The 26,505-nt window shown below is 49.7% G+C and carries 30 protein-coding genes; 7 read left to right on the forward strand and 23 right to left on the reverse strand.

Annotation, left to right across the window (positions count from 1 at the left end; translation table 11 throughout):
- Positions 1-74: 74 nt before the first annotated feature.
- From ABT58_RS22335 to ABT58_RS22400, 14 genes are read right to left on the reverse strand one after another with little or no spacing between them, the layout of a single operon-like run.
- Positions 75-749: an OmpA family protein gene (locus ABT58_RS22335; RefSeq protein ID WP_158261727.1), complete on the reverse strand. Its 675-nt coding sequence runs from the start codon at positions 747-749 to the stop codon at positions 75-77.
- A 7-nt stretch (positions 750-756) separates the two neighbouring features.
- On the reverse strand, positions 757-2,283 hold the full coding sequence (locus tag ABT58_RS22340; RefSeq protein WP_047876652.1) for a TadE/TadG family type IV pilus assembly protein: 1,527 nt from the start codon (positions 2,281-2,283) through the stop codon (positions 757-759).
- Between the two features lies 1 nt (position 2,284).
- On the reverse strand, positions 2,285-2,839 hold the full coding sequence (gene tadF, locus ABT58_RS22345) for a tight adherence pilus pseudopilin TadF (protein ID WP_047876653.1): 555 nt from the start codon (positions 2,837-2,839) through the stop codon (positions 2,285-2,287).
- Complete coding sequence (locus tag ABT58_RS22350) at positions 2,823-3,335, reverse strand: TadE/TadG family type IV pilus assembly protein (RefSeq protein ID WP_047876654.1); 513 nt, start codon at positions 3,333-3,335, stop codon at positions 2,823-2,825. Before ABT58_RS22350 ends, tadF begins: the two co-directional genes overlap by 17 nt.
- The gene (locus ABT58_RS22355) at positions 3,325-4,101 is read right to left on the reverse strand and encodes a tetratricopeptide repeat protein (protein ID WP_053063178.1); all 777 of its coding nucleotides are present in this window, start codon (positions 4,099-4,101) and stop codon (positions 3,325-3,327) included. The genes ABT58_RS22350 and ABT58_RS22355 overlap by 11 nt, the downstream gene beginning before the upstream one ends.
- A gap of 6 nt (positions 4,102-4,107) precedes the next feature.
- On the reverse strand, positions 4,108-4,953 hold the full coding sequence (locus ABT58_RS22360) for a type II secretion system F family protein (RefSeq protein WP_047876655.1): 846 nt from the start codon (positions 4,951-4,953) through the stop codon (positions 4,108-4,110).
- Positions 4,953-5,861: a type II secretion system F family protein gene (locus ABT58_RS22365; protein WP_047876656.1), complete on the reverse strand. Its 909-nt coding sequence runs from the start codon at positions 5,859-5,861 to the stop codon at positions 4,953-4,955. Before ABT58_RS22365 ends, ABT58_RS22360 begins: the two co-directional genes overlap by 1 nt.
- Before the next feature lie 5 nt (positions 5,862-5,866).
- Positions 5,867-7,132, reverse strand: a complete 1,266-nt coding sequence (locus ABT58_RS22370) for a TadA family conjugal transfer-associated ATPase (RefSeq protein ID WP_047876657.1) — start codon at positions 7,130-7,132, stop codon at positions 5,867-5,869.
- Positions 7,129-8,373: a CpaE/TadZ family protein gene (locus tag ABT58_RS22375; protein WP_047876658.1), complete on the reverse strand. Its 1,245-nt coding sequence runs from the start codon at positions 8,371-8,373 to the stop codon at positions 7,129-7,131. Before ABT58_RS22375 ends, ABT58_RS22370 begins: the two co-directional genes overlap by 4 nt.
- A 3-nt stretch (positions 8,374-8,376) precedes the next feature.
- The gene (locus ABT58_RS22380) at positions 8,377-8,877 is read right to left on the reverse strand and encodes a hypothetical protein (RefSeq protein ID WP_047876659.1); all 501 of its coding nucleotides are present in this window, start codon (positions 8,875-8,877) and stop codon (positions 8,377-8,379) included.
- Positions 8,874-10,232 (reverse strand): type II and III secretion system protein family protein, encoded by a 1,359-nt coding sequence (locus ABT58_RS22385; RefSeq protein ID WP_047876660.1) that lies wholly within the window; start codon positions 10,230-10,232, stop codon positions 8,874-8,876. The genes ABT58_RS22380 and ABT58_RS22385 overlap by 4 nt, the downstream gene beginning before the upstream one ends.
- On the reverse strand, positions 10,232-11,086 hold the full coding sequence (cpaB, locus tag ABT58_RS22390) for a Flp pilus assembly protein CpaB (protein WP_047876661.1): 855 nt from the start codon (positions 11,084-11,086) through the stop codon (positions 10,232-10,234). Before cpaB ends, ABT58_RS22385 begins: the two co-directional genes overlap by 1 nt.
- A gap of 10 nt (positions 11,087-11,096) precedes the next feature.
- Entirely contained in the window at positions 11,097-11,528 is a 432-nt protein-coding gene (locus ABT58_RS22395) for an A24 family peptidase (RefSeq protein WP_047876662.1), read from the reverse strand.
- 30 nt (positions 11,529-11,558) lie between these two features.
- Positions 11,559-11,771, reverse strand: a complete 213-nt coding sequence (locus tag ABT58_RS22400) for a Flp family type IVb pilin (protein WP_047876663.1) — start codon at positions 11,769-11,771, stop codon at positions 11,559-11,561.
- A 482-nt stretch (positions 11,772-12,253) separates the two neighbouring features.
- On the opposite strand from ABT58_RS22400, the gene ABT58_RS22405 reads away from it, so the two are divergent.
- Positions 12,254-13,105 (forward strand): LysR family transcriptional regulator, encoded by an 852-nt coding sequence (locus ABT58_RS22405; RefSeq protein WP_053063179.1) that lies wholly within the window; start codon positions 12,254-12,256, stop codon positions 13,103-13,105.
- Between the two features lie 100 nt (positions 13,106-13,205).
- Here ABT58_RS22405 and ABT58_RS22410 read toward each other — a convergent pair whose 3' ends face one another.
- The 8 genes from ABT58_RS22410 to ABT58_RS22445 form a co-directional block, all read right to left on the reverse strand.
- Positions 13,206-13,694: a GreA/GreB family elongation factor gene (locus tag ABT58_RS22410; RefSeq protein ID WP_229821793.1), complete on the reverse strand. Its 489-nt coding sequence runs from the start codon at positions 13,692-13,694 to the stop codon at positions 13,206-13,208.
- A 58-nt stretch (positions 13,695-13,752) separates the two neighbouring features.
- On the reverse strand, positions 13,753-14,406 hold the full coding sequence (pcp, locus tag ABT58_RS22415; protein WP_047876664.1) for a pyroglutamyl-peptidase I: 654 nt from the start codon (positions 14,404-14,406) through the stop codon (positions 13,753-13,755).
- Positions 14,407-14,676: 270 nt separating this feature from the next.
- Positions 14,677-15,252, reverse strand: coding sequence for a TerD family protein (locus tag ABT58_RS22420; protein ID WP_047876665.1), 576 nt, complete (start codon positions 15,250-15,252; stop codon positions 14,677-14,679).
- Between the two features lie 100 nt (positions 15,253-15,352).
- Entirely contained in the window at positions 15,353-15,931 is a 579-nt protein-coding gene (locus tag ABT58_RS22425) for a TerD family protein (RefSeq protein ID WP_047876666.1), read from the reverse strand.
- A gap of 32 nt (positions 15,932-15,963) precedes the next feature.
- A complete protein-coding gene (locus tag ABT58_RS22430; protein WP_047876667.1) occupies positions 15,964-17,010 on the reverse strand; it encodes a TerC/Alx family metal homeostasis membrane protein in 1,047 nt (348 codons plus the stop codon).
- Between the two features lie 16 nt (positions 17,011-17,026).
- Positions 17,027-17,482 (reverse strand): tellurite resistance TerB family protein, encoded by a 456-nt coding sequence (locus ABT58_RS22435; protein WP_047876668.1) that lies wholly within the window; start codon positions 17,480-17,482, stop codon positions 17,027-17,029.
- Positions 17,483-17,492: 10 nt separating this feature from the next.
- Entirely contained in the window at positions 17,493-18,701 is a 1,209-nt protein-coding gene (locus ABT58_RS22440; RefSeq protein WP_047876669.1) for a TerD family protein, read from the reverse strand.
- A gap of 6 nt (positions 18,702-18,707) precedes the next feature.
- Complete coding sequence (locus ABT58_RS22445) at positions 18,708-19,298, reverse strand: TerD family protein (RefSeq protein ID WP_047876670.1); 591 nt, start codon at positions 19,296-19,298, stop codon at positions 18,708-18,710.
- A gap of 318 nt (positions 19,299-19,616) precedes the next feature.
- Between ABT58_RS22445 and ABT58_RS22450 the strand changes: the two genes are divergently transcribed.
- The 5 genes from ABT58_RS22450 to ABT58_RS22470 all read left to right on the forward strand — a co-directional run bounded on the left by ABT58_RS22450 (position 19,617) and on the right by ABT58_RS22470 (position 24,494).
- A complete protein-coding gene (locus ABT58_RS22450; RefSeq protein ID WP_082211222.1) occupies positions 19,617-20,744 on the forward strand; it encodes a phosphoribosyltransferase domain-containing protein in 1,128 nt (375 codons plus the stop codon).
- Positions 20,737-21,546, forward strand: a complete 810-nt coding sequence (locus ABT58_RS22455) for an HAD family hydrolase (protein WP_047876672.1) — start codon at positions 20,737-20,739, stop codon at positions 21,544-21,546. The genes ABT58_RS22450 and ABT58_RS22455 overlap by 8 nt, the downstream gene beginning before the upstream one ends.
- Positions 21,543-22,622, forward strand: coding sequence for a cysteine protease StiP family protein (locus ABT58_RS22460; RefSeq protein ID WP_047876673.1), 1,080 nt, complete (start codon positions 21,543-21,545; stop codon positions 22,620-22,622). Before ABT58_RS22455 ends, ABT58_RS22460 begins: the two co-directional genes overlap by 4 nt.
- Entirely contained in the window at positions 22,619-23,551 is a 933-nt protein-coding gene (locus tag ABT58_RS22465) for an HpcH/HpaI aldolase/citrate lyase family protein (RefSeq protein WP_211316219.1), read from the forward strand. The genes ABT58_RS22460 and ABT58_RS22465 overlap by 4 nt, the downstream gene beginning before the upstream one ends.
- A 247-nt stretch (positions 23,552-23,798) precedes the next feature.
- The gene (locus ABT58_RS22470) at positions 23,799-24,494 is read left to right on the forward strand and encodes a pirin family protein (protein ID WP_047876675.1); all 696 of its coding nucleotides are present in this window, start codon (positions 23,799-23,801) and stop codon (positions 24,492-24,494) included.
- A 124-nt stretch (positions 24,495-24,618) separates the two neighbouring features.
- Here the strand turns inward: ABT58_RS22470 and ABT58_RS22475 are convergent, their stop codons facing one another.
- Entirely contained in the window at positions 24,619-24,951 is a 333-nt protein-coding gene (locus ABT58_RS22475; protein ID WP_047876676.1) for a tRNA-binding protein, read from the reverse strand.
- A gap of 357 nt (positions 24,952-25,308) precedes the next feature.
- Between ABT58_RS22475 and ebgR the strand changes: the two genes are divergently transcribed.
- A complete protein-coding gene (ebgR, locus tag ABT58_RS22480; RefSeq protein WP_047876677.1) occupies positions 25,309-26,295 on the forward strand; it encodes a transcriptional regulator EbgR in 987 nt (328 codons plus the stop codon).
- Positions 26,296-26,505: the final 210 nt, after the last annotated feature.

A 26,505-nucleotide genomic window follows, 5' to 3' on the forward strand; every position in this document is an offset into this window, starting at 1 on the left:
CCTTAACTGATCGGCATTAGCGTCATGCGCTTCCCTTTCTTTTTGCCCATCTCTATCTCGGTAATGGTTAACCGTTATGGCTTATCGCGGTACACATCCACACGGCGATTTTCATCACGACCGATTTCGGTGTCATTGCTGCTGATCGGCTTCAATTCCCCCTGACTGGTGCTGACCATACGGTTCTTCTGCACGCCTTGCTCAACCAGGTAATCACCGGTTTGATTGGCACGCTTTAAGCCCAACGCATAGTTGTACGCTTCGCTGCCTTTGCTATCCGTGTTACCTTCCAGACGCACAAACTGCCCGGTGGTTTCCAGCTTTTGCGCAATACGCTTAAGGATCACTTTCGACATTGGCGTGAGCGTTGCGCGGTCAAAGTCAAAGTACACGCGCGCCAGCAAAGTGTGGCTTGGTTCAGCAGGTTGCTTCACCTCGGCAGGTGTCTCAACAGGCTCCGCCGTGATCAATTGCTTGCCATCCAAAAAGGCCAGACACTGCTCGCTGATCCCCACTTGTTCAGCCAACATCAGCAGGCGCGCTTTCAGCTCGGCATCTTGCGAGGTTTGTGCGATTTGCATCCAGCCCTGACGGTGGTTACCCAATGCCGTCACATCACCAATAACCACTGAATGTGCCACGCTGTAGGTACCCGTCTCGCAATAGTCAGTTAAGCCTTGGTTAATCGCATCATTGGCCTGTGCGGCAAACGGCAAAGACAACATAAGACCGAGAATTGTTTTTCGCATTACTTGATTATCCATATAGCTTAGGCACTCCACTGGAGCGGGAGCCTTTTTTGATCAGCTCTTCAATTTTATCAATTAAGTCATTCACGTTTTTCACGTCAATGATGTCTTCTTTCGGATTCAGCACACACTGCTTGAAACCACTCTGTCCACTGGCGCGGAAGTTAATACCCACTACGCCAATATACAGCGGCATTTCACTGTCACTGAATTGCGCACGGATACGGTCACACATCCCCTGATTCACCAGATTCGGCAAAATGCTGGAATACGGCGACTCCTGTCCGTCACTCAAAATCAGGATCATTTTCAGGCGTTCGTTGTACTCGTCCATCACGGTTTTATCACGGGTATGCGGACGGCCGGCTTCCATCACTTGCGCACCGCGCAAAATGCCTTGATAGGCACCCGTACCGCCGGTGGCATCCATGCGATCTATCGCGTGTAAATCGGATTTACGGCTGGTTAAGCCAATGGTCCAGAAGGCATCACGCCCGGTAGAACACATCGATGCACTGGAATACAGGCGGTTGTAATCACTATTGTAATGAAAATGCTCGGTATAGATTTTATTGGTGAATAAATCACTGACCGATTTTCGGTAATCGATATAGTTAGGAATATCGAGCAAATGCCAATTTCGGTTACTGTTGATGACGTTATAAACCTGACGCGACTGCTTCTGGTAATACTCCCTCTCATCTCTGTTTCTGCCCGGGCAATAACGGGAGTCCTGATAACAGTAATAGACACTGTTGCTGCTTTCTTGTGCCCAAAGCGTCCAGTCCACATCCTCATACGGTGGATCCCAATAACCACTGTTGTGGGTGTTGTATCGCAACTGACTGTTACAGATCAGCGAACCGTTAATTTTGTCCTGCACGCGTAAGTTGTAAGGCACAAACGCCACCCGGTTTTTGATGAAATTATCGGTTTCATCTTTCACCAGAATTTTATCGGTGATTTGATTAATCGCTCGCTTCAACCAATACAACTGCGAATGACCTTGCCAGCGGTTGTTCATCGAGCCCGAGAAATCCGACACAAACACGATATCGATATCACGGTCACCTAAGTATTCCGGGTATTTCTTGGCGACTGACTCACCGGCAATGGACTGCTTCTCCGCAAAGGAAGGAATAAAGGTGCTGCTGAACCAAGAGCGGTGACGCGTCGTGGCATCGACCGTGTACTGGATATACTCATCAATATTCTGATGAACATTCCCCTCTTCGTATTTACGCTTCACCTGTACAGAAATGCCATCAATGTCGCGCACATAAGCACGTACATAATCTTCCGCCAGCGCTTTAGCATGGTCTTCATCATCCGCCATGGTCACCGCGAGCGCAGCAGCTTCCGTGGCATCTTGCAAACGGCTGTGGGCCTGCACATAGCGCGTCCCTTCTATCGCCCAGAATGAAAAGCCCATAATGGGGATCAGCATCAACGCCATCCACACGGCGGCAACCCCTTGCTGACGCTGCAAACTGACCGGCATCTGGCGGCGTGGCGATGGATTGTTTCGTTTCATCTTATCGCCCCGGAATCACAGAAGTGGAAGTAATGGTGGTCACCCCGTCTTTCTCGCCGAAAAACGGCAGGAACCAATTTTCAGGCTCAGCGCACAGCGTGACCTGATACAGCGGGAAGATCTTACCGCCTTCCACCGGCACCAAGTCTTTTTGCTGCGAAATCGGCTTAAGCGGCTGGCAGTGCAACTGTTCAAAGTGCGGACTGGTAAAGGATGCTTGCGGCACCATGTTGATCATGGCATCAAGTTGGATAGCGACTTTATTTTGTGGCACTCCCAGCATGCGCGCCGCCAAAATCTGCATGTCCCGGCTGTCACTCTGGTTAAGGGGATAACGCGCCACGCGCTCATCATCCACCACTTCCGAATAGTAACGGATCCGCTCTTTCAGGATATTCACAAGGGCAAAGCTGGTGCGATCCAACTGTGAGCGCAACAAGAGTTTCTGGCTCAAATCCGTAGTGAACAGGAAAATGGCACACAAGGCGACCATGACAAACGCCAATTCCACCGCAAAGGCCCCGCGTTGACGTGAGCGATTACTGCTCTTCTTCATCCCACCATCCCTCATGTTCCAGATTCAAAATCATGGTGCTGCTGATATCACGCTTACCCATCGAAAACAGGGTCATCATCGGGCTGTAGTGATAAGTCAGCGTCACTTCTGCCAGCACGTAATCCGGCGAGACTGTCTCACTGCCCTGCCCGGTGTTATTCACCAAATCGCGATACGTTTTAAAATAGGTGGAGGTCAGCTCGAACTGATCTTCTTCGATAAGGAAATGCCACAATGCATCTTCATTACGCAGCAACGCATCAAACTGTGCTTGGTACTGGGCATGTGAATGGCGCCCTTCATGAATTTTGGTGCCACGGATGGTTTCGCGCAGCGCCGCTTCCGTCACGTTGATCACATAGATGTTGTAACAGACTTCAAAAATGGCGAAGGTGGAGAGCATAAGCACAATGCCCCCCAACGCAAATTCGATGGACGTGGCACCGCGCTGACGGCGTGAGGAACGGTGAAACAAACGGGAAACACTACGGCGCATCGTGATGGTCTCCTTGCGCGGGCAACACCGTCTGTTGCGCAGGCAGAACCGTCATGTTTTTCACCTGACGGAACAACACAGCTAACTGCTCGTCGTTGTACATACCTTTCAGGATGCCGTAAGCCTGCTTATCATCACCCAGTTTGATTAAGGCAATCGCTAAGTTCACGGCTAAGGTTTGATGGTCTTTGACGTTAAAATCGGCCTGAGTGTAAACCGGCATCAACATCTCAACCACACGCTGAAACTGCCCTTGCGCCAAGTACAGCACCGCCAGGTTATTCTTAATGGCAATGTCATCAAACCCTTTCAGGCGCGCCTGATTAAACTGATCTTCCGCGTCCGCAAAACGCCCCAACTTACCCAGCACAATGCCTTGCGAGATATTCAGTGCTGCAGAATTGTCGCCCTGTTTCGCCGCCTGCTCAAACGCAGACAACGCGCCAGTGAAATCCCCTTTGGCATCATCAATGTGCCCGGCCAACACCAACAAAGCGGGTGTTGCCTCACCCTGCGCTTGAAGATGATCGACGTAAAAGCCCGCCGATTCCAAATCGCCCGACTGGTAATACACATCCGCCAGTTTTTGCATGATAGCGGCATCACCCGGCTGCTGTTGCAACGCAGCTTTATAATAGGCAATCATTCCCGGGTAGTTGTTCACCTTGGCCATTTCGGCCACCGAGTTAGCGGTATTGCCTGAGGTCGCGCACCCGGTCAACGCGCATGCCAGCACGATGGCTGATAACAGCGTGGATTTGTTCATAGCCCTTTACCCAATGTTGATCGACATCTGCATGATGCCGGGAGCCAAAATGAGTACAACGATCGGGAACATGATCAGCAAGATAAGCGGAATACTCATCTTGGCCGACAATTTACCGATCTTCTCTTCAATGCTGAGTACCTGAATTTTTCGCATGTCTTCGGCCAGATCGCTCAGTACGTTGGCAATCGAGGTACCGTATTGCAGGTTCTGGATCAGGGTCAGCGTGAAACTTCTGACTTCCGCTGTCGGAATACGTAAACTCAAGTCATACAGGGCTTTTTCCAAACCGTGTAACCGCGCACCGTCAGAGGTTTTGCGGATTTGGTAACACAAGTCTTTATCGAAGGTTTCCAGCTCTACGCCCAAATAGGTCAACGCCGCTTCAATGGTCATACCGGTCTGCACACACACCGACATCATGTCAAGCATGTACGGCAACTGGCGTGACATGCGGCCGACCAGCATTTTCTTGCGCGACGCCAGAATCATGTCCGGCGCCAGCAGAATCACGATGAAGCCAATCAGGCCCAGCACAATTTTGGTGTTTTGTTCCATCTCACTGATAAACAAACTGCCAATAAAGACGGCCACAACCGACATTTTGATCGGGAAGTAATACTTCGCCAGATGGGTATTGTAGATACCGGCATCGACAAACTTCTGCTCCAGATCCTGACGGTGCTCTTTACCAAAGCGAACAATGAAATCATTCAAACGCGATAAGCGGCTTTTTCGCTCGTGCAGCAAGTATGCATTGATATTGGCCTTGACCATCTTTTCCTGATAGTAGTTGGTAATTAACAGTGCAATCACCACGCCAAACAACAAGCCTGAAATCACTAATGCCATTACTTCACTCCCTTCACGAGCCACCACACAATGCCGAGACCCAACGCTTCACTGCCTAACACGTAGTAGAGCACGTAGCGGCCTTCGGGATCGGTGAGGATAAAATCCACGTTTTCCGGACTGATAAAATTCAATAGCACCATAAATAGCGCAGGGATCGCCGCCACGATTTTGGCCGAAATACGCGCTTCCGATGTCATGGCCATTTTCTTTTTCTCCAGCGTGCGGGCATCCACCAACACGCGGATCAAACGGGCCAAGACATTTTTCAACTGACCACCCCGGGTCATGTTGGCGCGAATGGTCACGATGAAGAACAAGAACGCCGGATACGGGAAGTTTTTACTGGCACGCTGAAACACCACATCGGAACTTTCACCCAGTTTTAAACGCTCACCCATGACCTTAAATTCATGACCGACCGCATTATCCAGACTTTCACCCACGTAACTGATCGCCTGCATCAAACTGTCACCAGCGGTCACCGCACTCATCAAAATGTTCAGCGCATCCGGAAAGGTCTGCTCGAAATCGTTGCGGCGTTTATTGACCAGCCAGTTCCAACTCGCCCAACAGGCCAGCAGTGGGAACAAGATCGTCAGCCATTGTGAGTCCAAATGCAGCACGCGGTTGTTGACGTACCAAGCGCCGCTCAGCATGGTGATCAAGAAGATCACGATAATGAGCGTGGCTTTGTTACCCAAAATCGCCAGTACCGGAGTGGCTTCATCACGAAACTGCTGCCAGCGGGTGCGCTGGCGCAAGTTTTTCAGGTTGATCGCCTGCAGCTCTTCTTTCATTTCATCGCTCGTTTCGTCTTCCAGAAACGCGCGCTTGAGATCGCTGGTTTGGCGGGTCCATAAAATGGCCGCCACTCCAAACAAGATGAGAGAAAGGGATAGCATCATCGGCTTTAGCTCCTGAACGCGGCCATGAGTTCCTTATGCAAACCGTAGAACTGGGCTTTTTTCACCAGTTCCGAGCGCTGCATGATGCCTTGAGTCACAAAGTTACCATGCACTTTTTCATCAAAGGCCGACTCGTCCGGCTGGAAACGGAAGATCTCTTCCATCACCACGTTATCGCCTTCCAAACCGACAATTTCGCAAATGCTGGTGATCTTACGTGAACCATCACGCAGACGGTTAACCTGCACCACCAACTGGACGGCACTTATGATGGTGCGGCGGATCGCATCCAACGGCTGATTAAGGTTGGCCATCATGACCATGGATTCCACACGGGCAATCGCATCACGCGGAGAGTTGGCGTGCAGGGTCGACATTGAGCCATCGTGGCCGGTATTCATGGCCTGCAGCATCTCAAATGCTTCGGAGCCACGGCACTCCCCCAGAATGATACGGTCAGGACGCATACGCAGGGCGTTGATCACCAAATCACGCTGGTTCACCGCACCGGTGTTTTCAATGCTGGCGGTACGGGTTTCCAAACGCACCACGTGCGGCTGTTGCAAACGCAGTTCTGCCGCATCTTCAATGGTGATGATACGTTCGTCGTTATCAATGTACTGCGACAACGCATTCAGCAAGGTGGTTTTACCCGAGCCGGTACCGCCGGAAATCAGCACGTTCAGACGACAGCGTGAAGCAATCATTAGCACACGCGCGATCTCTGGTGACATGGCACCAAAGCCCACCAACTCTTCCAGACCGATTTTCTGCTCACGGAATTTACGGATAGAAATGGCGGTACCGTCTAAAGCAATCGGCGGGATCACGATGTTCACACGGCTGCCGTCTTCCAAACGCGCATCCACCGTGGGTGAAGATTCGTCGACACGGCGGCCAACACGTGAAGCAATACGCTTCGCCACTTCCAGCAACTGCGCTTCGTTCACGAAGGTAATTTCAGAGCGTTTCAGCTTACCGTTACGCTCAAAATAAATATTATCCGGGCCGTTCACCATGATGTCGGTGATGGTTTGATCTTCAATCAACGGCTGCAGTGGACCCAGGCCCAACAGTTCATCAAGCAGGCTTTTTACCAGCCCCGCACGCATCATGGCGGTCATTGGGCGCGATGCACTACGGGCCAGAATGTCTACCGCGTTCTGGATTTGTTTTTCCAGCTCTTCACGGCTCATTTGCTGCACGGCTTCCGCGTCCAGCGCATCAAAGATCTGCTGACGGAAGGTTAAATACAGGGACTTCGTACTCATCGGTTAAACACCTTTTTAAACCAGCTCAATGGCGTTTTGCTGTTGGTATTGGCCTGGCCGTTAATCAAGCGACCTAATTCATCAAACGCTTGCTGCATCTGCTTGTCATGCTTGTGCGCGCGCTTACCTTCAATGATCAAACGGGCGATATTGCGGTTATATTCCAGCTCAATCGCAATCGGTGTTTGCAGGTACTGCGCCACTTCCTGCTTGTTCAAGGAAAATGCGTTCAGCGGGCGATGAATGTTCAGCACTGGAATGATACGCAACTTATTACTGTCTGAAATTTGCAGGTTGTTAAGACGCTCAATCAGTTTGCGCGCGGTACGTACCGATGCCACTGAAGGCTCTAACACCACAATCACTACGTCGCTGCGCTCACTCAATATCAAAGGATCCGGACGGAACGCGACACTGGCGGAATAATCTTCCAGTATGAAGTTGGTGTTACGGGTTAACAGCTGACATAAGGTCTGGCTGAAATTGAGCACCTGCAGATCAGACTCACCGCCTTCCAACGCCAACAAACGGAGGTGGCTGCGCACATTGGTCAAAAAGCCCACCGCACTTTCATCATCCAGTTCATGAATGGGCATGGTCATGTCGGTCAGGTTGTGCCGCTGCAGGTTTTTCAGCGACAACAGAATATCGATATTGCTGTCAGCGTTTTGATGATCAACCAAAATGGTGTCTGTGCCTTGTGATGAGAACACGGAGGCCAATTCTGCTGTGATCATCGTGGTGCCGATCCCGCCTTTGGTCCCCACTACCGCCACACGCTTGGCTTTACGCTGCTTACTGACCCCTGAAAAGGTACGCAAGTTGTTATTTACGTGGATAATAAAGTCGGCCAGCTCTTGCTTGTTCACCGGCCAGAACACGTAGTAGAAACCCATGTCTTTTAGCGCACGCAGCGTGGAAATCGCGTCTTCTTTACCAATGACGATCACGCCTTTGTGCGGCGGGATCTGGCTGGCCAGACGACGGGCATCTTCCACCACATTGCTTGACTGGTTCAGCTCCAACAAGATGATGTCATGTAAATCTTCACGATTCAGCTTGGTGGATTTCAGGGCTTCTTTCTGAATGGTTGGCTCATTCCAGCCTTCAAACAGGAAGATTTCTTCAACCAGTGATAAACATTCCTGCGACTGGTAAATCAGTGTACAGCTTTTCGGGCCGTTCACGACCGGGATCATCGGGGCGGCATTTTTTGAGATGGCCTTGGCTAAATCAAACATACATTACTTCTCGATCAGTCGTTGTGGGTTGGCCACTTGCTTCATGCGCATGGTATCGACAAAACAATCACGACGCTGAATCGGCTGTCCCATCACTTCTGGCTGACACGTTTCGGTCAGCACACGGTAATAACGTAGCTCGACCGTTAAATCGTTTTTTGGCTGTGACGCATAACGCGCACGGTACTGTGTGGCAGACACACCCTGACGGTGCAGTTGCGCCATCTGCTGCTTGGCAATACGTTTGCCTTGCGTGGTACTGTATAAATACGTGACATCAAACTGGTGATCACGCTGCTGCGCCTGCGCCACAATCTGGTTCAGCTGGGTGTTAATCGCTGCCGCACCGGCCTGTGGTTGCTGGTTGTTCACGGTAAACTGGTAGGTGTGCGTTTCCGGATACACCAAGGCTTCCGCGCCTTTGGCTTCATACATTTGCTCGGCACAACCGTTTAGCGTACCTAACGAGAGCAGCACCAACACACTCATCAATAACTGTTTCATTGCATGAATCCTCCGCGTGATAGCAGATCAATGCTCAAGGCTTTATTTGCGTCTGACTCACCGTCCACATTGATATTCAACCAACGCGACAAGGTCGATGTTTTCTTCATATAAGGCAGTTGCACGTCTTGCGGTTTCACCGGACGTACTAGGTTCACGGTGGCAACAATCAGCAACTCAGTTTTCTTACGTTTGGTCACGGACTTACGGAATGCCGCGCCTAAAACAGGAATGTCACCCAGCATCGGAATTTTTTGCAGTTCTTCAAAGTCCTGACTGTTCATCAAGCCGCCCAGCACAAAGCTTTCGCCATCAGCCAATTCAACCGTGGTCATCGCGCGGCGAGAGGCCAGCTGTGGCACTTCAATGCCAGCTGCCTGAATGTATTTCTCGACTTCACTCACTTCCGGTGACAGCTGCATACGCACTTTGTCATCACTCATAACTTTGGCGGTCATTTCCAGCTTAATACCGAACTCTTTGAACGTGATATTGGTGCTGTTGTCATTAGTCACGATCACTGGCACTTCACCACCCACCAAGAAGCTCGCCGATTCGCCGGATAGCACGGTCAAGTTCGGCTCGGCCAGAATTTGTGCCATGCTGTCATTGCCCAATGCGGTGATCAGCGTGCTGAGATCTGCCGCTTTAAACTGCGCAAACGAGAACTGCCCTACGCTGGCGCCAATGGAGCCCCAATCGGTACCGATGGTTTTGGCAAAAGAATCGGTTACTTGGGCCACAGAAATCTTCACATTCACTTGCTGCACGCTGGTCACAACAAGGTTTTCAATGATCCCTTCCCATGTCATGTTGCGGGCAAAAATCATGCTTTCCGGCTCTTCCATGCCGGTATCTTCAAATTCCATCTTGTATGATTTTTCGTATCGCTCGGTAGATTTACGTTTTAAGAACGTCGCGACCATGCGGTAGATGTCATCACGCTGTTGCTCTGACGCAACGGTGCCGCTAACAGCGACTTGCTCACCCACCGATTCCAGTTTGATGGTTAAATCTGGGTATTTCAGTTTAATTTGACGGCGGATCTGAGAAAGGTCGATATCCACAAAGATACGCTCAGACAATACGACATCACCGTCTTTGTTGTACGCGAGCAAACGGGCCTGCCCCACTTGCTTGGCAAACACCACTAAGGTTGTGTCATTGATAACTTTGTAATCCACCAACTCTGGCGCACTGATAAACACCTTGCTGATCGGCTGTTTCAGGCTGATATCTGCCGCATCATGCAACGTAATGTAGCGGTCGCCTGCCCAAGCAAAGGTAGACGCGACACAGCTGAGCGCCACTAACAGCACACGCACGCAACGTGTACCCAATAAAGCCTTACGCATTAAAACAATCCTCCGGTCGCGGTGTTTTCATCAGAACCGCGCAACTCTTCCACATCGTTAAAGTTGCTGATCACATCATGCACATTCGCTTCCAGCGGTTGGCGGTAATTGTGGCTACGGTAAATCTCAATTTGGGCGGTACGTTGTGCTAATGACAAACGCGCCAGTTCACTTGGCGGGACTTCAATCACCACGGTGGTCATATCATCGGTTTCATTCGATGACTTGGCTGAGATGATATTATCGATACCGGAATTCACGGATAACGCACTGCTTTTGCCAATGTTCATCACTTTCACGTGCTTCAAGAACACTTTGGCTTGCACACCCTGAAATTGCGTCAGCGACTCTGACTGTGATGACATGTTCACATCCGGTGAACTGATCATCAGCAAATCGATGTAGTCACCCGGACGGATAAAATCGTTGATAAGGTTTTTGGTGGTCACTTGCAGGGGATACAGTGTCATGCCGTCACTAACCAGCAAGTCGATGTAGCCAGGCTGGTTTTTCTGCGTCTGGTATTCCGGATAGACCCACTGGCCTTTTTTAAGGTCGGTATTGAGCAGAGTAGAAGGGTCAAAATTCAGCACCACGTCTTCTTTTACCCCCAGTTTCAGGGCGTCATCAAATGGCACTTGTTCCCGCGTCAGATCACTGGCTGTTAAAGGCTGGCCTTTTTCCACATCCTGATTAGCGCGCCATAAAGTGAGGTATCGCACGGGTTGTTCCGTGATCAGATCCACAACGGGCTCATCAAGGTGTTCAGGTTCTTTATTGAACACGTCATACAGCCCGTACAAGCCGGATATCACGGCCAAAAAGGCAATCAAAAAAATAATTTTCGAGTTCATACACTTGCCTTTACAAGTAGTGTGCGAGAAGTGGGAGATAGAAGCCGACAGAAATCGCGAGCCCATAAGGCAGGCCTGGATCGTTTTCTTGTGAGGCTGAGTTTACGACGCGGTACTTGACCCAATAGAACAGGGCAACCACACCGCCGACCATTGCCGTTAACCATAAGGCCAACGTTAATTGAGAAAGAGGGGTGGCAACAGCGAGTGCCGTTGCCAGTTTGCTGTCACCAGCGGCGATTACACGCAACCTGACCAAAATAACAGTCAGAACAAAGACGAATATTGCGCTGTAAATACCGCTGATTGAGCCATACAGTCCGTTCAACAGGAGTGTATTCGCCAATACAAAGAGAACCAGAGCATTGGGAATGCGTCGCCTAATGACATCGCTCAAGCATATAGCAACTAACGCGACTCCTATGAATGCGAGAAGGACCATATAAATAATTTCACTGTTTACAACAGCTAATTAGCTACCAGTTACAGTACCCAATGTAGTTGCAATCTTCGTATATGCTGCCTGAAGTTTCACAATGAAACTTTTATCACCTGATAGTGCAACAGCTAGCAAACCTGCCATTGCTACTGCGATTAGACCGTACTCGATCGCTGTTACACCGCGCTCGTCGTTTTTGTAGCTAGATAGGAATGCGTCTGCTTTTGCGTATAGTTTAGTGATCATTGTTGTTCTTCCTTTTTGGTGTTGGAGTCATTACTCGAAACATGATGTTACTCAAAAAAACACGCTGAAAAAGATAGCAACTATTGATAAAACCGATAGAACAAAATACCAACAATACATCCCAATTAAGAATTAACGCATACCTAAACAGCAAAACACTAGATAAAACATAACGATAAAGACGTACCAAAGAAGACAAGAAAATTCATCAACACCATAAAAAACCTTTACTTTGTGTAAAATCCGCGTCAAAATCTCGCCACCAGTGTGATCTGCGTCACACTTTTTATTGATTGGATTATCCAATTGAGTCGATAGTGAGTAGATGAGTGGTATATTATTCCGTGAAGTCCGTTCTAAAAAGCCACGAAATCAGAACACTACCACTCACAATACTGGAACAATTCACTACTGAATGACGGTATTCTGACTCAATATTTGTGTGTTTCTCTGCTTTTCAACGCTCATAAATAATAAACATAATGAAATTACAACTTGAGAATATCATCGCCTTTGTGTCTGTTGCTGAAGAGGGATCGTTCAGTGGTGCAGCAAGACGATTAAATAAGTCCCAGTCGACCATCAGTACTGCGGTACAAAACCTGGAAACCGATGTCGGCTACAGTTTGTTCCATCGGGAAAAGAAACGTCCTTACCTGAGCGAAAAAGGTCAAAAACTCTTCGATTCCTCGCTGGTATTATTGAAGCAGTACAAAGAGGTGATTGCGGTAGCGAAAAAGATGAACGATTCCACCCCAATGACGCTGACGCTGGGGATCGATCCGTTTCTTTATCATCCCTCTGTGATGCAATTGCTCAGCGAATTTGCCGATGCGTTTCCGCAGTTAGATTTGGTCGTCAAGCAGGCGCCGAGTAATACGCTGTGTGACGATATTTACAAAGGCAACATTGATCTGGCCTTTGGTTTTCTGAGTAATGAACGGGTCTACAATATTGAGTATGCCGATCTCTTCAAACTGAACTGTAACTGGGTGCATGCTCCCCGTTATCCATTGTCGAATTCAGAGCAGCCGCTGCGAACATTAATGCTTAACAACAATAGCGATATGTATTTGCCTAACCTGGAAACCGCATTCAGTACGTGGAAGGTGGATGACATCACTACACTGGTGACCTTGTGCCATCAAGCAAAGGGCCTTGCCCTGCTGCCGGAACATATCTATCAGCCTTACACGAATAACGGGACGCTGATGTGTCTGCATGATCAGCGCTTCTTTGGCCGTCAGTTGCAGGCTTCACTGTTCTGGCACCAAAGCCTGACCTACCCGATGGTGGCGGACTGGATTTTGACCTACTTCGCCGCACAGAAATAATCGCAGGCTGAACCCCAACAATTCGGCGTTCGATCTTACGCCAGATACAAAAAAACGCTGAATTATCAGCGTTTTTCTGTCTAACCGGTGTCATGGCCTCTTAGGCGATAGCAACGATATCATACATGACGGTCGCATGCCCCAGCACCACTTCCGCCTCATCATCGACCTCTAAACCCAGTAAGGCTTCTCCGAACGGTGATGTTGGGGTAACGACGACAATCTCTTGTCCGTTGACGGCCACTCTAATGCCGCCTGCTGACGGACCGAAAAAGACCGTTTTCTCTTGATCATGTTCATCCACCAGCTGTACCAAGCATCCCAACACTACCTGAGTACACGTCGTCGGCAATGACGCTTGCAACTTTTGATAGGCGGTCACATCCGCCATGCACTCCGCCACACGCTGTGATTGACCATGTGCCAAATACGCCGCCTCTAGCGCCAGCGTGTCATATTGTGTTTCTGGCGCATTTTCATCATCCGTCGCGGTACTGTGCGCGCGATCAGCGGCAGCGACCGCCCCTTGGTAAGCTTGGTGCAATTGTTCAAGGATCTGCGCAACCACCTGCTGTTTATCAATATTCAAAATCCGACCCGTCAGTCAATTCGTCGTGAAATAAGGGAGATTGTACCCTATTTTGCGATTAACACTCGCACCCTGCGGTGATCATCGCATCCTGCTCGTAGTCCAAACACGCTTGTGCCACCAGCGTTAGGCCCTGCACAATAGTCGCTAAACTCATGCTTGGCTGCGTTCCTTGTACGGCCTGCTGAGGCAAAAGCGGAATATGCACAAAGCCATGGCGGACATGATGATTGCCCACAGAGCGATTGCACAAATAGTGCTGCACACCGTAGAACAGGTGGTTACACACAAAGGTGCCGGCCGTATTGGAGACCTGAGCGGGAATGCCTTCCTCTTGCAATACATGCGTAATGGCTTTCACAGGGAGCGTAGAAAAGTATGCGGCGGGACCATCGGCTATGACAGGTTCGTCTACCGGTTGATGGCCGCCATTATCGGCAATCCGGTAGTCATCCACATTGATTGCCACCCTTTCCGGCGTGATCGCGGCACGGCCTGCTGCCTGCCCGACGGTGATGACGACATCGGGCTGATGCTGTTCAATCGCTGCAATCACAGTATCAATCGCGGCATATCGCACCACGGGAACGCTGCACACGACAATTTCCCCACCGTTCAGGGATTGTCCGTCCAGCGCCATCACCGCTTCTAAGGCCGGATTGATAGCCTCGCCACCAAACGGTTCAAACCCGGTGATCAGTACTTTTCTCATAAGACGTCATTCTCGCATTGTCAGGCTGTCGCGGCCTTGTTTCACGTTACAGGCTCACTGTTAAGTGCTTTATTAACAACATCATACATAGGACGGCGAAAACTCGAAACTCGAAACTCGAAACTCGAAACTCTATTTTGACGAGTCAAATAATCATGCCCATAAAAAGCCGCCCTTTTATTCAAAAGAGCGGCTCGAAAAGACGGCATCAGAAGATCCGCATACCATCAAAAGCGCGACATCAAAGACGCACTGATTGGTTTAGCTCGATTACACGTTAACACCGTGCTCACGTGCCAATGCCGCTAGGCCGCCAGCAAAACCTTGACCCACAGCTTTGAATTTCCAATCACCATTGTGACGGTATAGCTCACCAAAGATCATTGCCGTTTCAACAGACGCATCTTCAGACAAGTCAAAACGTGCGATTTCAGCGTTGTTATCGCTATTCACAATACGCATGTACGCGTTAGACACCTGACCGAAGTTCTGGCTACGCACGTCAGCATCATGAATGGTCACGGCAAACACCAGTTTCTTCACTTCTGCTGGCACTTTATCAAAGCTGACAGTCACAGTTTCATCATCGCCGTCACCTTCGCCGGTGCGGTTGTCACCGTTGTGAACCACTGAGCCACATGCACTGGTGGTGTTGTTGAAGAAGATGAAGCTTGTATCAGACAAAACTTTGTTGTCATCGCCAACCATAAATACAGAACAGTCCAAGTCAAACTCTTGACCATCTGTTGCGCGTGCATCCCAGCCTAGGCCAGACAGTGCCACTTTCATGGTTGGGGCTTCTTTGGTAAGAGAGACGTTACCGCCTTTAACTAATGAAACAGCCATGTTCATTCCTTTTTGATGACAATTAAAATCAAAATACGTGTACATTCACACGCAATGCGGGGAAGTTGCCCTCCCCCTGTTTGTTACTCATTAACAGCAATTAAGACGCGTTGATGCCATATTGGGCACACATCGCGCCAAGGCCGCCGCTGTAGCCTTGACCTACTGCACGGAATTTCCACTCACCATTGTGACGGTATAACTCACCAAAAATCATAGCGGTTTCCGTTGAGGCATCTTCCGTCAAATCGTAACGCGCCACTTCCACATTGGTGTCTTCATTCACAATACGCATGAACGCATTGCTTACCTGACCAAAGCTCTGACGGCGCGTCATCGCATCGTGGATAGTGACAGTGAAAGCAATCTTCGTCACATCCGTGGGTACGTTATTCAACTCCACGATCAAGGACTCATCATCCCCGTCGCCTTCACCGGTACGGTTATCACCGGTATGCACAACCGAGCCATCCAGAGAACGCAGGTTGTTGTAAAAAATGAAATCATTGTCGTGACGGACGCGGCCCATGTCTGACAACAGGAACGCTGAACCATCAAGGTCGAAGTCCTGTCCGTCTGTGGCGCGTGTATCCCAACCCAGCCCCACGCGAACACGCACAAGGGATGGATCGGTTTTACTCAGTGAAACATTACCGCCTTTAGATAATGAAACGCCCATTCATGTCTTCCTTTTCATTTATCAACTTGGCATTAAGCCGGTTTAGAGGTCTGTTCTTCGTCTTTCTTCTCAGGGAAGAGATAGCTGGCCAGTACACCCGCAACCAACACCGTGATCACCACAATCAAGCTGGTGGTAGCAGAAATGGTGTATTCATGGCCGAACAAATGAGAGGTCGCATTGAGGCCCAACTTACCTGCAATGAAGAACAACAATGCAATCACCGCTTTTTCAAGGTGGATCAGGTACTGCTTCATGGCTTCGAGAACGAAGTACAAGGTACGCAAACCCAAAATGGCAAACATCATGGCGCTGTAGACAATCAATGGCTCACGGCTGACCGCGATCACGGCCGGTACCGAGTCAAACGCAAACATCACGTCAGACAATTCCACCACCGCCAGACACAACAACAATGGCGTTGCGTAATATTTCGCCTTGCTAGTGCGGCCAACGGTCACGTCTGCGTTCTCTGGTTTTGCCAGTTCTTCATCAACGTCTTTTTGTTTGATCAGGAAGTTATTACCTTTGATCTTTGGCCATACCGGAAACAGACGCTTCACTGCGCGGTACGCCAAATGCTGGGAATAATCTTCCACTTCGTCTTCCTGATCACCGCTGCGCAGCATCATCACCGCCGTCCAGGCCACCATCAGGGCAAAGACCACTTCCACCCAAGGGCCCAGCGCCAGCAAGCTGGTACCGATAGCGACAAAGATCCCCCGGAACACGATGGCACCGATGATCCCCCAGTAGAGGATGCGGTGGCGGTACTTGTCAGGGACAGAGAACCAGGTAAAGATCGCCATGATCACAAACAAGTTATCGACGGAGAGCACTTTCTCCAGGGCATAACCGGTCACAAAGAGACTAGCAACTTCTAGTCCGTGGTGTAGATACAAGAACCCGGCGAAAGCAAAGGCCACAACAATCCAGAAAATGGACCACATAATGGCGCTTTTCAGCGGGATCACCTTGTCGTCACGGTGCATGTATAAATCGATTAAAATCGCACCGACTGACAAGCATACAAAGACCAATACGGTCTCAATGGGAAAACCGATATGCGTTGATTCCATGTTTATAACTACCTAATTACAGATGATATTCATCTGTTGAGAATCCCAATGCCTGGCAAATTTCACGGGCGATGGCTTTTTCCTGATCATCAAAATCGCCGTCACTTTTTGCCACCGCAATGCCGACACGTAGCGCTAACTGCGCCGCATCCGGCTGATCTTTCAAGCGCATCACATATTTCATCGCTTCGCCTTTACCGATATCGACATCAAATTCAAAACCGGTTGCCAGCTCATTGAAGAAAGCGATGACTTCTTGCACATCAAACACAGCTAAGTCTTTTGACTGCTGAATAAAGCCCACCATTTTTTGCTTTTCTTCTGCGCTCGCTCCGTTCGATGCCATGCTGATGCACGCACAGACCGCCACAGTCCCTTCCATGAATTTGCGATTTTTAAAACGGCTCACTTGGCTCGCTAATTCACTCTGACCCGCAGAGACTGCATTTTTAATCTTGTTAAAAATTGACATAGTTATTTCCTTATTTGCTGCCGGCACGCCACCGGAAACCCCAACCAAATGCGCTGTCTAGCTCTTCGTGTCCGGAGAAATAACGGTCTAAACGCTGCACCGTAATTACCCCGTTATCGTTGATCAATCGCGCAACGGCACACATACACTTGGTACGTCCACCCTCGGTCAAGCGAGTTTCTACTGGCGGTTCGTTTGGCACGGTGATCGTCACCGCACCATCGGTTTTGGTCCAATCCGGTACGCCCTGATAAATGAAGGCAAACACCAGCACTTCCGAAATGTGTTTCCAGTTGTCCCCGTTAATGTGTAGCCATTCACCGCTCTGAGAGGCCCCGGTGCGATCATCTTCCAGCAAGCGCACAAACGGCGGCCTGTTGAGATCACCAAACCGATTACCCAACGCCTGCACAATGTCGGCACTGCCATCTTTCATCCGCACAAACGCCCCGAGATCCAAATCCACTCCAGACGAACCAAAAATCCCGCTCAAGAAACCTTGGCCATTGTGGGTACCACGGTGCCAATTCAAATTCACTTTGATCAGCCCGTAATCCTGGCGTTTGGTTAAATTGACACTCGGATTCTGCTTGGTCAGCGATATCTTGCTCAGGTTAATCGTTGGCGATGGTGCCTGACCGGCCTGAGCCGCTGTTGATGAAGAAGGCACAGGAGAACCAACAGGCGGTGTCGTTGATGGCGGCGGCGAGGCAGGCGTTTGATCTTCATCCACCACCACACCATAAAACTCCGCCAGCGGTTTCAAACCACCGTTAAAGCCCTGTGCGACAAAGCGGAATTTCCACTGACCATTGCGGCGATAACATTCACCCAAGATCAGCGCCCCTTCCGTTCTGGCTTGCATCTCGACATTCGCCTGAATATGAACCTGTCCAGCCTGCTCGATTTGAATCGTGATATGGCCCAAGGTAGACACCGTCTGGCCCGGATTGCAGGTACAGGTAAACGCCACCTTCTCGATATTGGCCGGCAGGCGATTCACATTCAGGGAGTACGAGGTATTCGTGCCTTCACTACGCAGCACCACGGCCTGCTCACGACACGCACGTTGACCGTAAAAGATCATGTCTGCGTCATGGGCCACTTTGCCATTGGCCTGCAAACGAAACGCAGACACATCGACGGGCTTTCCGGTAAGCACCCGCACGGTCAACTCACCGGCCGGAACCGGTGAATTTCCACCCGCTATCAGTAACATGACACGTTACACCAGCGCGTTTTTGATCACCGGGATCATGTCTTCCACGGTACGGCCCTGACAAGGCAGCCCGTGCGCCGTGAAGGACCAGTCACCGCCCTGGCGGGCCAGTGACGCAATCAAAATACCGGAATGTGGACCTTGTTCATTCAGTTTGTAATGACACACTTCCTGCTGACCGCTTGTCGTATTCACGACACGACAGAACGCATTTTCGACTTCATTGAAAGTCTGCCCACGGAAGCTGTTTACCGTCACGGCTAAAAATGCCACGTTGCTTGGCAAAGCATTCAGGTTCACGTCGATCACTTCATCATCGCCGTCCCCTTCGCCCGTCATGTTATCGCCACGGTGACGCACGGAACCACAACGGGAATTCAGTTGCTGGAACCATACAAGATCAATCGGGTTGCCTTGCGCATCAAACAATACGCATGACGCATCCAAATCAATAGAATCTGATCCGCCAAACAGGCCGCCAAAAAAGCCGGCTTTCTTTTTAATCGGATCCCAACCAAGACCAATAGCGATCGTCGATAACGCAGAACCTGCTGTTTTCGCTAAAGAAACAGATTGATTTTTACTTAATGAAACCAAGTGAATCTCCTTATTACGGGTGTAATAACGTCCATTCCATATATCAATAAAAATATCAACAAAGGGTATATTGCTGATAGCTTTAGATAAAACACTTAGCCACGTATACAACCTATGAGGATGTGCCTTTATAGATGTATTCGGTGAGTAAACACGATAATACATTAAATTTTATCTTGTGTTTCCCATTCTATTAATGGCTGGAACAAATTTGTGATTATTCACGCAAATAAACTGTATTCGATGTGACAACCGCACCGTTGTATTGATAATCGCCTTATGAATATTTCGCCCTCTGTCACGACTGAATTATCCACTATGATGAATAAAAGAAATCAACCGCTTTCGACGGGCACCATTGCCATGCAGATTGCCAAAGGTAAATGGCAAGATACTGATTTATTTGAGTTTGCAGAAAGAAAAAACCCGAAGCGCGCGTTCTTATTTGTCAGCAAAATTCTGGGTAAACATATCCCTGTTTCTCCTCGTAAAATGCGATCCGCTTATCAGGATTTAGCACAACAAATACCTGAAAATATTCCCGAGCCCATCTTATTTATCGGCATGGCAGAAACCGCCGTGGGTTTAGCGGGCGGAATATATGAAGAAGCGAGAAAGAAATACCCAAACAGTTTGTTATTAACCACTACACGCCACCCGATTGACAGTGAATTATTGTGTGAATTTAAAGAAGAACATTCGCATGCTACTGACCATTTGATTTATATTCCTGACGGTGAAAACAAAATATCTTTTTGCACAAAATTTCGGACGCTGATCTTAATTGATGATGAATCCACAACAGGTCGAACATTTCATAATTTAATTTCATCTTTATTTCATGCCGGTCTTCGTGGCATTTCACAAATATTCACTGTGACTCTGACTGATTGGTCGGGCGATGTCTTGTCCCACCAGCATGATATGCCTATTACCTCCTTGGCATTAATGCGAGGCCAATGGGAATGGCACCCTGATCCCTCCGCGCCACTGCCGACCATGCCCAATGTGAATGTGACAGAAAAAGGCGCAGCCATGCTCTCAAGTCGTCAGGATTGGGGACGACGGGGGATGGCAGCCTATGACGGTACAGGTTGGCTAAACCGTTACAGTGCCTCGCCTGGCGAGCGCATTTTAGTGCTGGGCACCGGGGAATTCCTGTATCCGCCCTTTTTACTGGCCGAACAGTTAGAGCAGCAAGGGGCAGAGGTGCGCTTTAGCTCCACCACACGTTCCCCGATTGCCGAAGGGTTAGCGATTCAGTCCAGTCTCGCCTTTACCGACAACTATGGCCTGAATATCCCTAACTACTGTTACAACGTTGCCCATCAAACGTTTGATCGGATCATCGTCTGTACCGAAACCCGCGATTGCGATCTGGATCCGGCGTTCCTCGCCGCACTCGCCAATGTCGCTACCACCGTGGAGGTCGCCGTGTATGACTAAGCCCCTGTTTTTGGTTGATCTGGACGACAACCTATTCCAAACCCAACGCAAGATGACGCAGAAAGGGCAAACACCGGCTGAAACCGCCGCCCTTGATCGCGCCCTGAAACCTCGCAGTTTTTTCTCACAAGAACAGGCTAACTTTGTGCATTGGCTGTTGGAACATGCCGATGTGATTCCGGTAACAGCGCGAGGCACCGAAGAAACCGCCCGCGTAACCATTCCCTTTACCTCATGGAAAGTGATGACCCATGGTGCGGTGATCACTATGCCGGATGATCAGCCAGATCCTCAATGGCAAGATCAGATCCAAACCGCACTGATCCCTTATCAGCAGCAACTACACGATCGTCAAGCCGCGCTGACCGCTGCGTTTAACGCCGCCAATATTGACGCATGGGCGCGCATTAACTTCGAATACGACGGTCAGGCCATCTACTTAGTGGCTAAACACACCGACAGCAGCAAGATTGACGAATTGTATGCGGTGGCGGATCAGGTCGACCGTGAACTGGGCACCGACGGCTTTTACATTCACCGTAACGACAACAATATCGCCTGGCTGCCGCACTGCATTGAAAAAGGCAAAGCCACCCGTTACCTCATCGACAAACTGCGTGCCGACGAGCCGCACAAACCCATTATCGGATTAGGCGACAGCTTAAGTGACATGACTTTCTTACGTCAGTGCTCCTGGTTTGGCATGCCGCCACACAGCCAGTTGTCCAAACCGCTGTTGGATTTTATCGATGCCGAACACGGCTCAACTCAACCCACAACGACCAAGTGGAATAATGTATGACGACGTTTTCCGGTGCTTATTCACCCAACGATATCACCTTTCTGCTTACACCTATCGACATGGTCATGACCTCGGTGGAAGAAAAGGAACGGTTAATCCAATCTGGTCAGGCACATTACTCAGACATGCTCAGCCAAGAGCCGGCACCGTCTGACGAACATTTGTCGATTTATGCTCAAGCCTTAGCCGACGGCGAACAGCGTCTGGCGAAAGAAGTGATGGTACTTGCCCTACAACTGCGCGAACACTTTGCCGATAAACCGGTGGTGCTGACCAGCTTGGTCCGTGCGGGGGTGCCTTTAGGGGTCATGCTGCACCGTGCGTTGCAACAACTGGGACACCCATCTTTTCACTATGGGATCAGCATTATTCGTGACCGGGGCATTGATGACAAAGCCCTGTCTGAAATAGAAGCCAAACACGGTACAGACAGCATTGTGTTTGTCGATGGCTGGACCGGAAAAGGAGCGATCACTCGTCAGCTCACCGCTTCTTTATCACAGCGTAAAGGCTATCCCGCTCAACCGCGCTTAGTGGTGTTGGCGGACCCGTGTGGTATGGCATGGATGAGCGCATCTGATGAAGACTGGTTGATCCCGTTTGGTATTCTCGGCGCGCCGGTCTCCGGTTTAGTGTCTCGCTCGGTATGGGCCAGTGAGGATTATCACGGCTGCGTCATTTGCGATCATCTGGCTGACTATGAATGCAGTCGCGCACTGGTGGATCGCATCAGCGCATTGCAACGCAGCTTACACTCACAGGCTATCGACACCCTTACATGGCAAACACCGTCGCACGACCACCACACCACTTTGCAAACCCTCTCACAGCAAGTGTTAGACGATTTGCAACAGGCTTATCAGGTCGACCATATCAATCGCATTAAGCCGGGCATTGCCGAAGCCACCCGCGCTGTATTACGCCGGGTGCCAGATCATGTGCTGGTGCGAGACAAGCAAGATCCGGATGTCAAACTGCTGGTGCATTTAGCCGAGAAAAAGCACATCACCGTGATTGAAGCCGGTTCACGCCTTGGCCAGTACCGCGCCACGACAATCATCAAGAAGGTATTATGATGAAGCACTCCCCTTACGCGTTAGGCGCCACCTTGTACATGCCCGCGACACGTGATGACATTGTTCAGGTCGCGCTGCGCAATAAGATCCCGCATCTGCGTTCGATGGTGATTTGCCTTGAAGATGCGGTGGCCGATCACGAGGTTGAACAAGCACTCGCTAACTTAATCACGATCACCCGCCAGTTAGCGACACACCGTCGTGATCATGAACAACCGATCATTTTTATCCGCCCAAGAGATTTAGACATGGCCGCCCACATTGTGGCGCACTATGACTTAACCGGTATTGATGGGTTTGTGTTCCCGAAATTTACCTTAGCAACCCTGCCCGAATGGGAAGCGATCACCGCCTCTACCCATTTGATGTGGATGCCGACGTTAGAAACCCAAGAGGTGTTTGACGGGCAAGCCATGCAGCAATTAGCCAATGCCTTGCATGCTAGCCCGATGCGGGATCGGATCATTGCACTGCGTATTGGCGGTAACGATTTGATGAGTATTTTAGGAATCCGCCGCTCTCGCCATGCGACCATCTATGAAGGGCCGCTCAATTACGTGATGAAAATGCTCACCTGCACCTTTGGGGCCAAAGGCTTTGCCCTCACCTCGCCGGTGTTTGAACTGATCGATAACGTGGAGCTGCTCGAACAAGAACTGCAATTGGATTTGATCCACGGCTTAGTCGGCAAAACCGCCATTCACCCAAGCCAAATTGCCTGCATTCATGAAGCCTGGATGGTTGACCCGTCAGAATATGAAGACGCAATCCGCATCATCAACAGCACACAAGCGGTGTACCAGCATGGCGGCGCGATGTGTGAGCCCGCGACGCATCGGCAATGGGCGAAAAATATTTTAGAGCGCCGTCAGTTGTTTGGCTTGCGCACACCCGAAGCGGCCAATGCCAAAGAGTTTGTTCATCTATAATCAACCTTTCTCATGCCAACAGCTAATGCAGAGTCAGTGCTTTCTCCCTCTCTTGAAACACTGGCTCTTTTTCTTTTGTGGCAAATGATTAACCCCATTGATTCAATCAACAATCACTCCATCGAAAAAACTGACCAAGATGGTCAATGTCATGCGGTTTTCTGTGGTGTGTCATACGCCTACACTCACAGACAGAGACGATAGAACAAGCTCACAAACAGAAAATCGACCAGCAGGAGACAGCATTATGATCACACTCCGTCATGCCAACGAACGCGGCCAAGCAGACTTCGGCTGGCTCCAGACGCACCATTCTTTTTCTTTTGGGGAGTATTACGATCCTGCTCACATGGGCTTTTCCGCCCTGCGTGTGATCAATGATGACATCGTTCAACCCGGCGCAGGGTTTGATACCCACGGCCATAAAGACATGGAAATCATCACCTTTGTCCTCAAGGGCAGCATTGCCCACAAAGACAGCGAAGGGAATGTGGAAACCCTTCCAGCAGGAGAATTCCAACTGATGTCAGCTGGCCGAGGGATCGCCCACAGTGAGTTCAACCCATCAAGTACCGAGACGTTGCATTTGCTGCAGATTTGGATCCAACCCAATACCATCGGCGGCCAACCGGGTTACCAACAAAAAGCCTTTGCCGTGCAAACCGGATTAACGCCAATCGCAACGCCAGACGGTCAACAAGGCACACTACACATCAAGCAAGATGCGACACTGTATCAACTAACGCTGCCGCCTCAGACTGCACACACCCTGTCTGTTACAGCTGCTCGTCAGGTGTACATTCATCAGGTGGAAGGAGCATTAACGGTGAATGATGTGGCGTTATTGGCAGGTGATGGGGCGAAAATCCGTGATGAAAACACGCTGACACTGCGCAATACCGGTGACAGCACCGTCACGGCGCTGGTGTTTGATTTGCCGTAATGGATACGGATTCAATTTCACAATGTGTCAAAAAATCCCTGTTGTTCAGGCAGTAACTGAACAACAGGGAAAGCAGGTTGTATGAATATAATAGTGAATATAAAGATTGATGAAACAGTCGCCGTTAAACGATACGCACGCCGTTTGGCATCACTTGCTCTGGCGTTAACAGCACACTGCGTGATTCATCGTCCGTTTCTGCACACAGCAACATGCACTCAGAGGTTTCACCGCGCATCTTAGCTTTTTCAAGATTGCACAACACCACCACGTGCTTACCCATCAGTTCTTCTTCAGTGTAGTAAGGCACTAAACTGGTCACGGTTTGCAGGGTTTGGCTGCCGATATCAATCTGCACAATGTATAGCTTGTCTGCGTTGGCATGGCGCGCCACTTCAATGATAGTGCCGGTGCGCATTTCCAGTTTCGCGAAGTCAGCGTAAGCAATTTTATCCATGGTGATCACTCTTTCCCGTTCAAAGTAAAACTTTTACTAAATTTTATATTACCGTATCAGTCATCACCATAAACAAAAATGCACTTATCTCCATTTCAAGATCCCGATCACGTCTCTCTTTCACCAAACATCATGCCAATCATTGCGTCCAAAAGGGTATTTTCGCCCCTATCATCAGGGAACTAGCCCCCAAATGGGGTGATTTTGTCCGCAAAAGTCGCCCATTTACATACACAAACACACAATTTTACTAAAAGTTTGTGCATCGATTCGTTGCTGTTTAGAATGGAGATTGATAAAAGCTGAATAACAGCACCACCCACTGGGACTGTGGGCTTTGCCAACGGGAAGTGCAACATGGCAACATTAAAAGACATCGCAACAGAAGCGGGCGTATCACTGGCTACCGTATCACGGGTGCTCAATGACGACCCGACCCTGAGCGTAAAAGAAGACACCAAACACCGCATCTTAGAAATTGCTGAAAAACTGGAATACCGCTCCAGCAGCGCAAAAAAAGCCACCAAAGACACCAAAAAGCGCCATCACTTCTTAGCCTTGTACAACTACCGCCAAGAAGCCGAGGTGAATGACCCTTATTATTTGTCGATCCGTCACGGCATCGAAACCCAATGTGACAAGCTGGGCATCACCCTCACCAACTGCTACAAAGGCGATAAAGACGCCGACATGGGCAAAATCACCGGCGTGCTGCTCGTGGGCAAGATTGACAATGCCATACTCAGCAAAATGCCCAAACGCCTGCATGACAGCATTTGTTATATCGATTTCTCCGACAGTGAGAACACCCATGACAGTGTCGATATCGACCTGGCACGCATCAGCAAACAAGTCATTGATTTCTTTGTTGAACAAGGCTACTCGCGCATTGGTTTTATTGGCGGACAAGACGAGCCGAACACCGCTGATATTCGTGAAAAAGCCTTTGTCGAATACGGCACGTTAAAAGGCGTGGTCTCTGACGCAGATATTTACCGGGGAGATTTCTCCAGCCTGTCCGGCTACAACCTCGCTAAAGCGTTACTGGCTAAAGGGGACTACCCTAACGCGCTGTTCATCGCCTCGGATTCTATCGCCATCGGCGTATTGCGCGCCCTGCACGAAGAGGGCATCAATATCCCCAATGACATTGCGTTGATCAGCGTGAACGATATTCCGACCGCGCGCTTTACGTTTCCGCCGCTATCAACGGTACGTATTCATTCAGAAATGATGGGCATTCAAGGCGTGAACTTGCTGGTAGAAAAATACCGTGATGGACGCGCATTGCCTTTGCAGGTTTACGTCCCAAGTAAACTGAAGTTGCGCGGTACAACCCGTTAATCCCTCATTCTGTTTCAGCCCCTCCTCTTTATAAAGCACTGCTCGCAGTGCTTTTTTTTATAAATCCGCACGCATAACCACCACCTCGACAGCATTTTCAACAACTCCAGCCTGCCTCGCGCGTTTTTCATACCGCGATCACAACTTGCGTGCTTCATCCCCAGATAAACGTGACCAAGTTAAAGTAAAACATTTTCACTGATTTATTTT

The organism is Photobacterium aphoticum (assembly GCF_001029435.1).
GTDB lineage: Bacteria > Pseudomonadota > Gammaproteobacteria > Enterobacterales > Vibrionaceae > Photobacterium > Photobacterium aphoticum.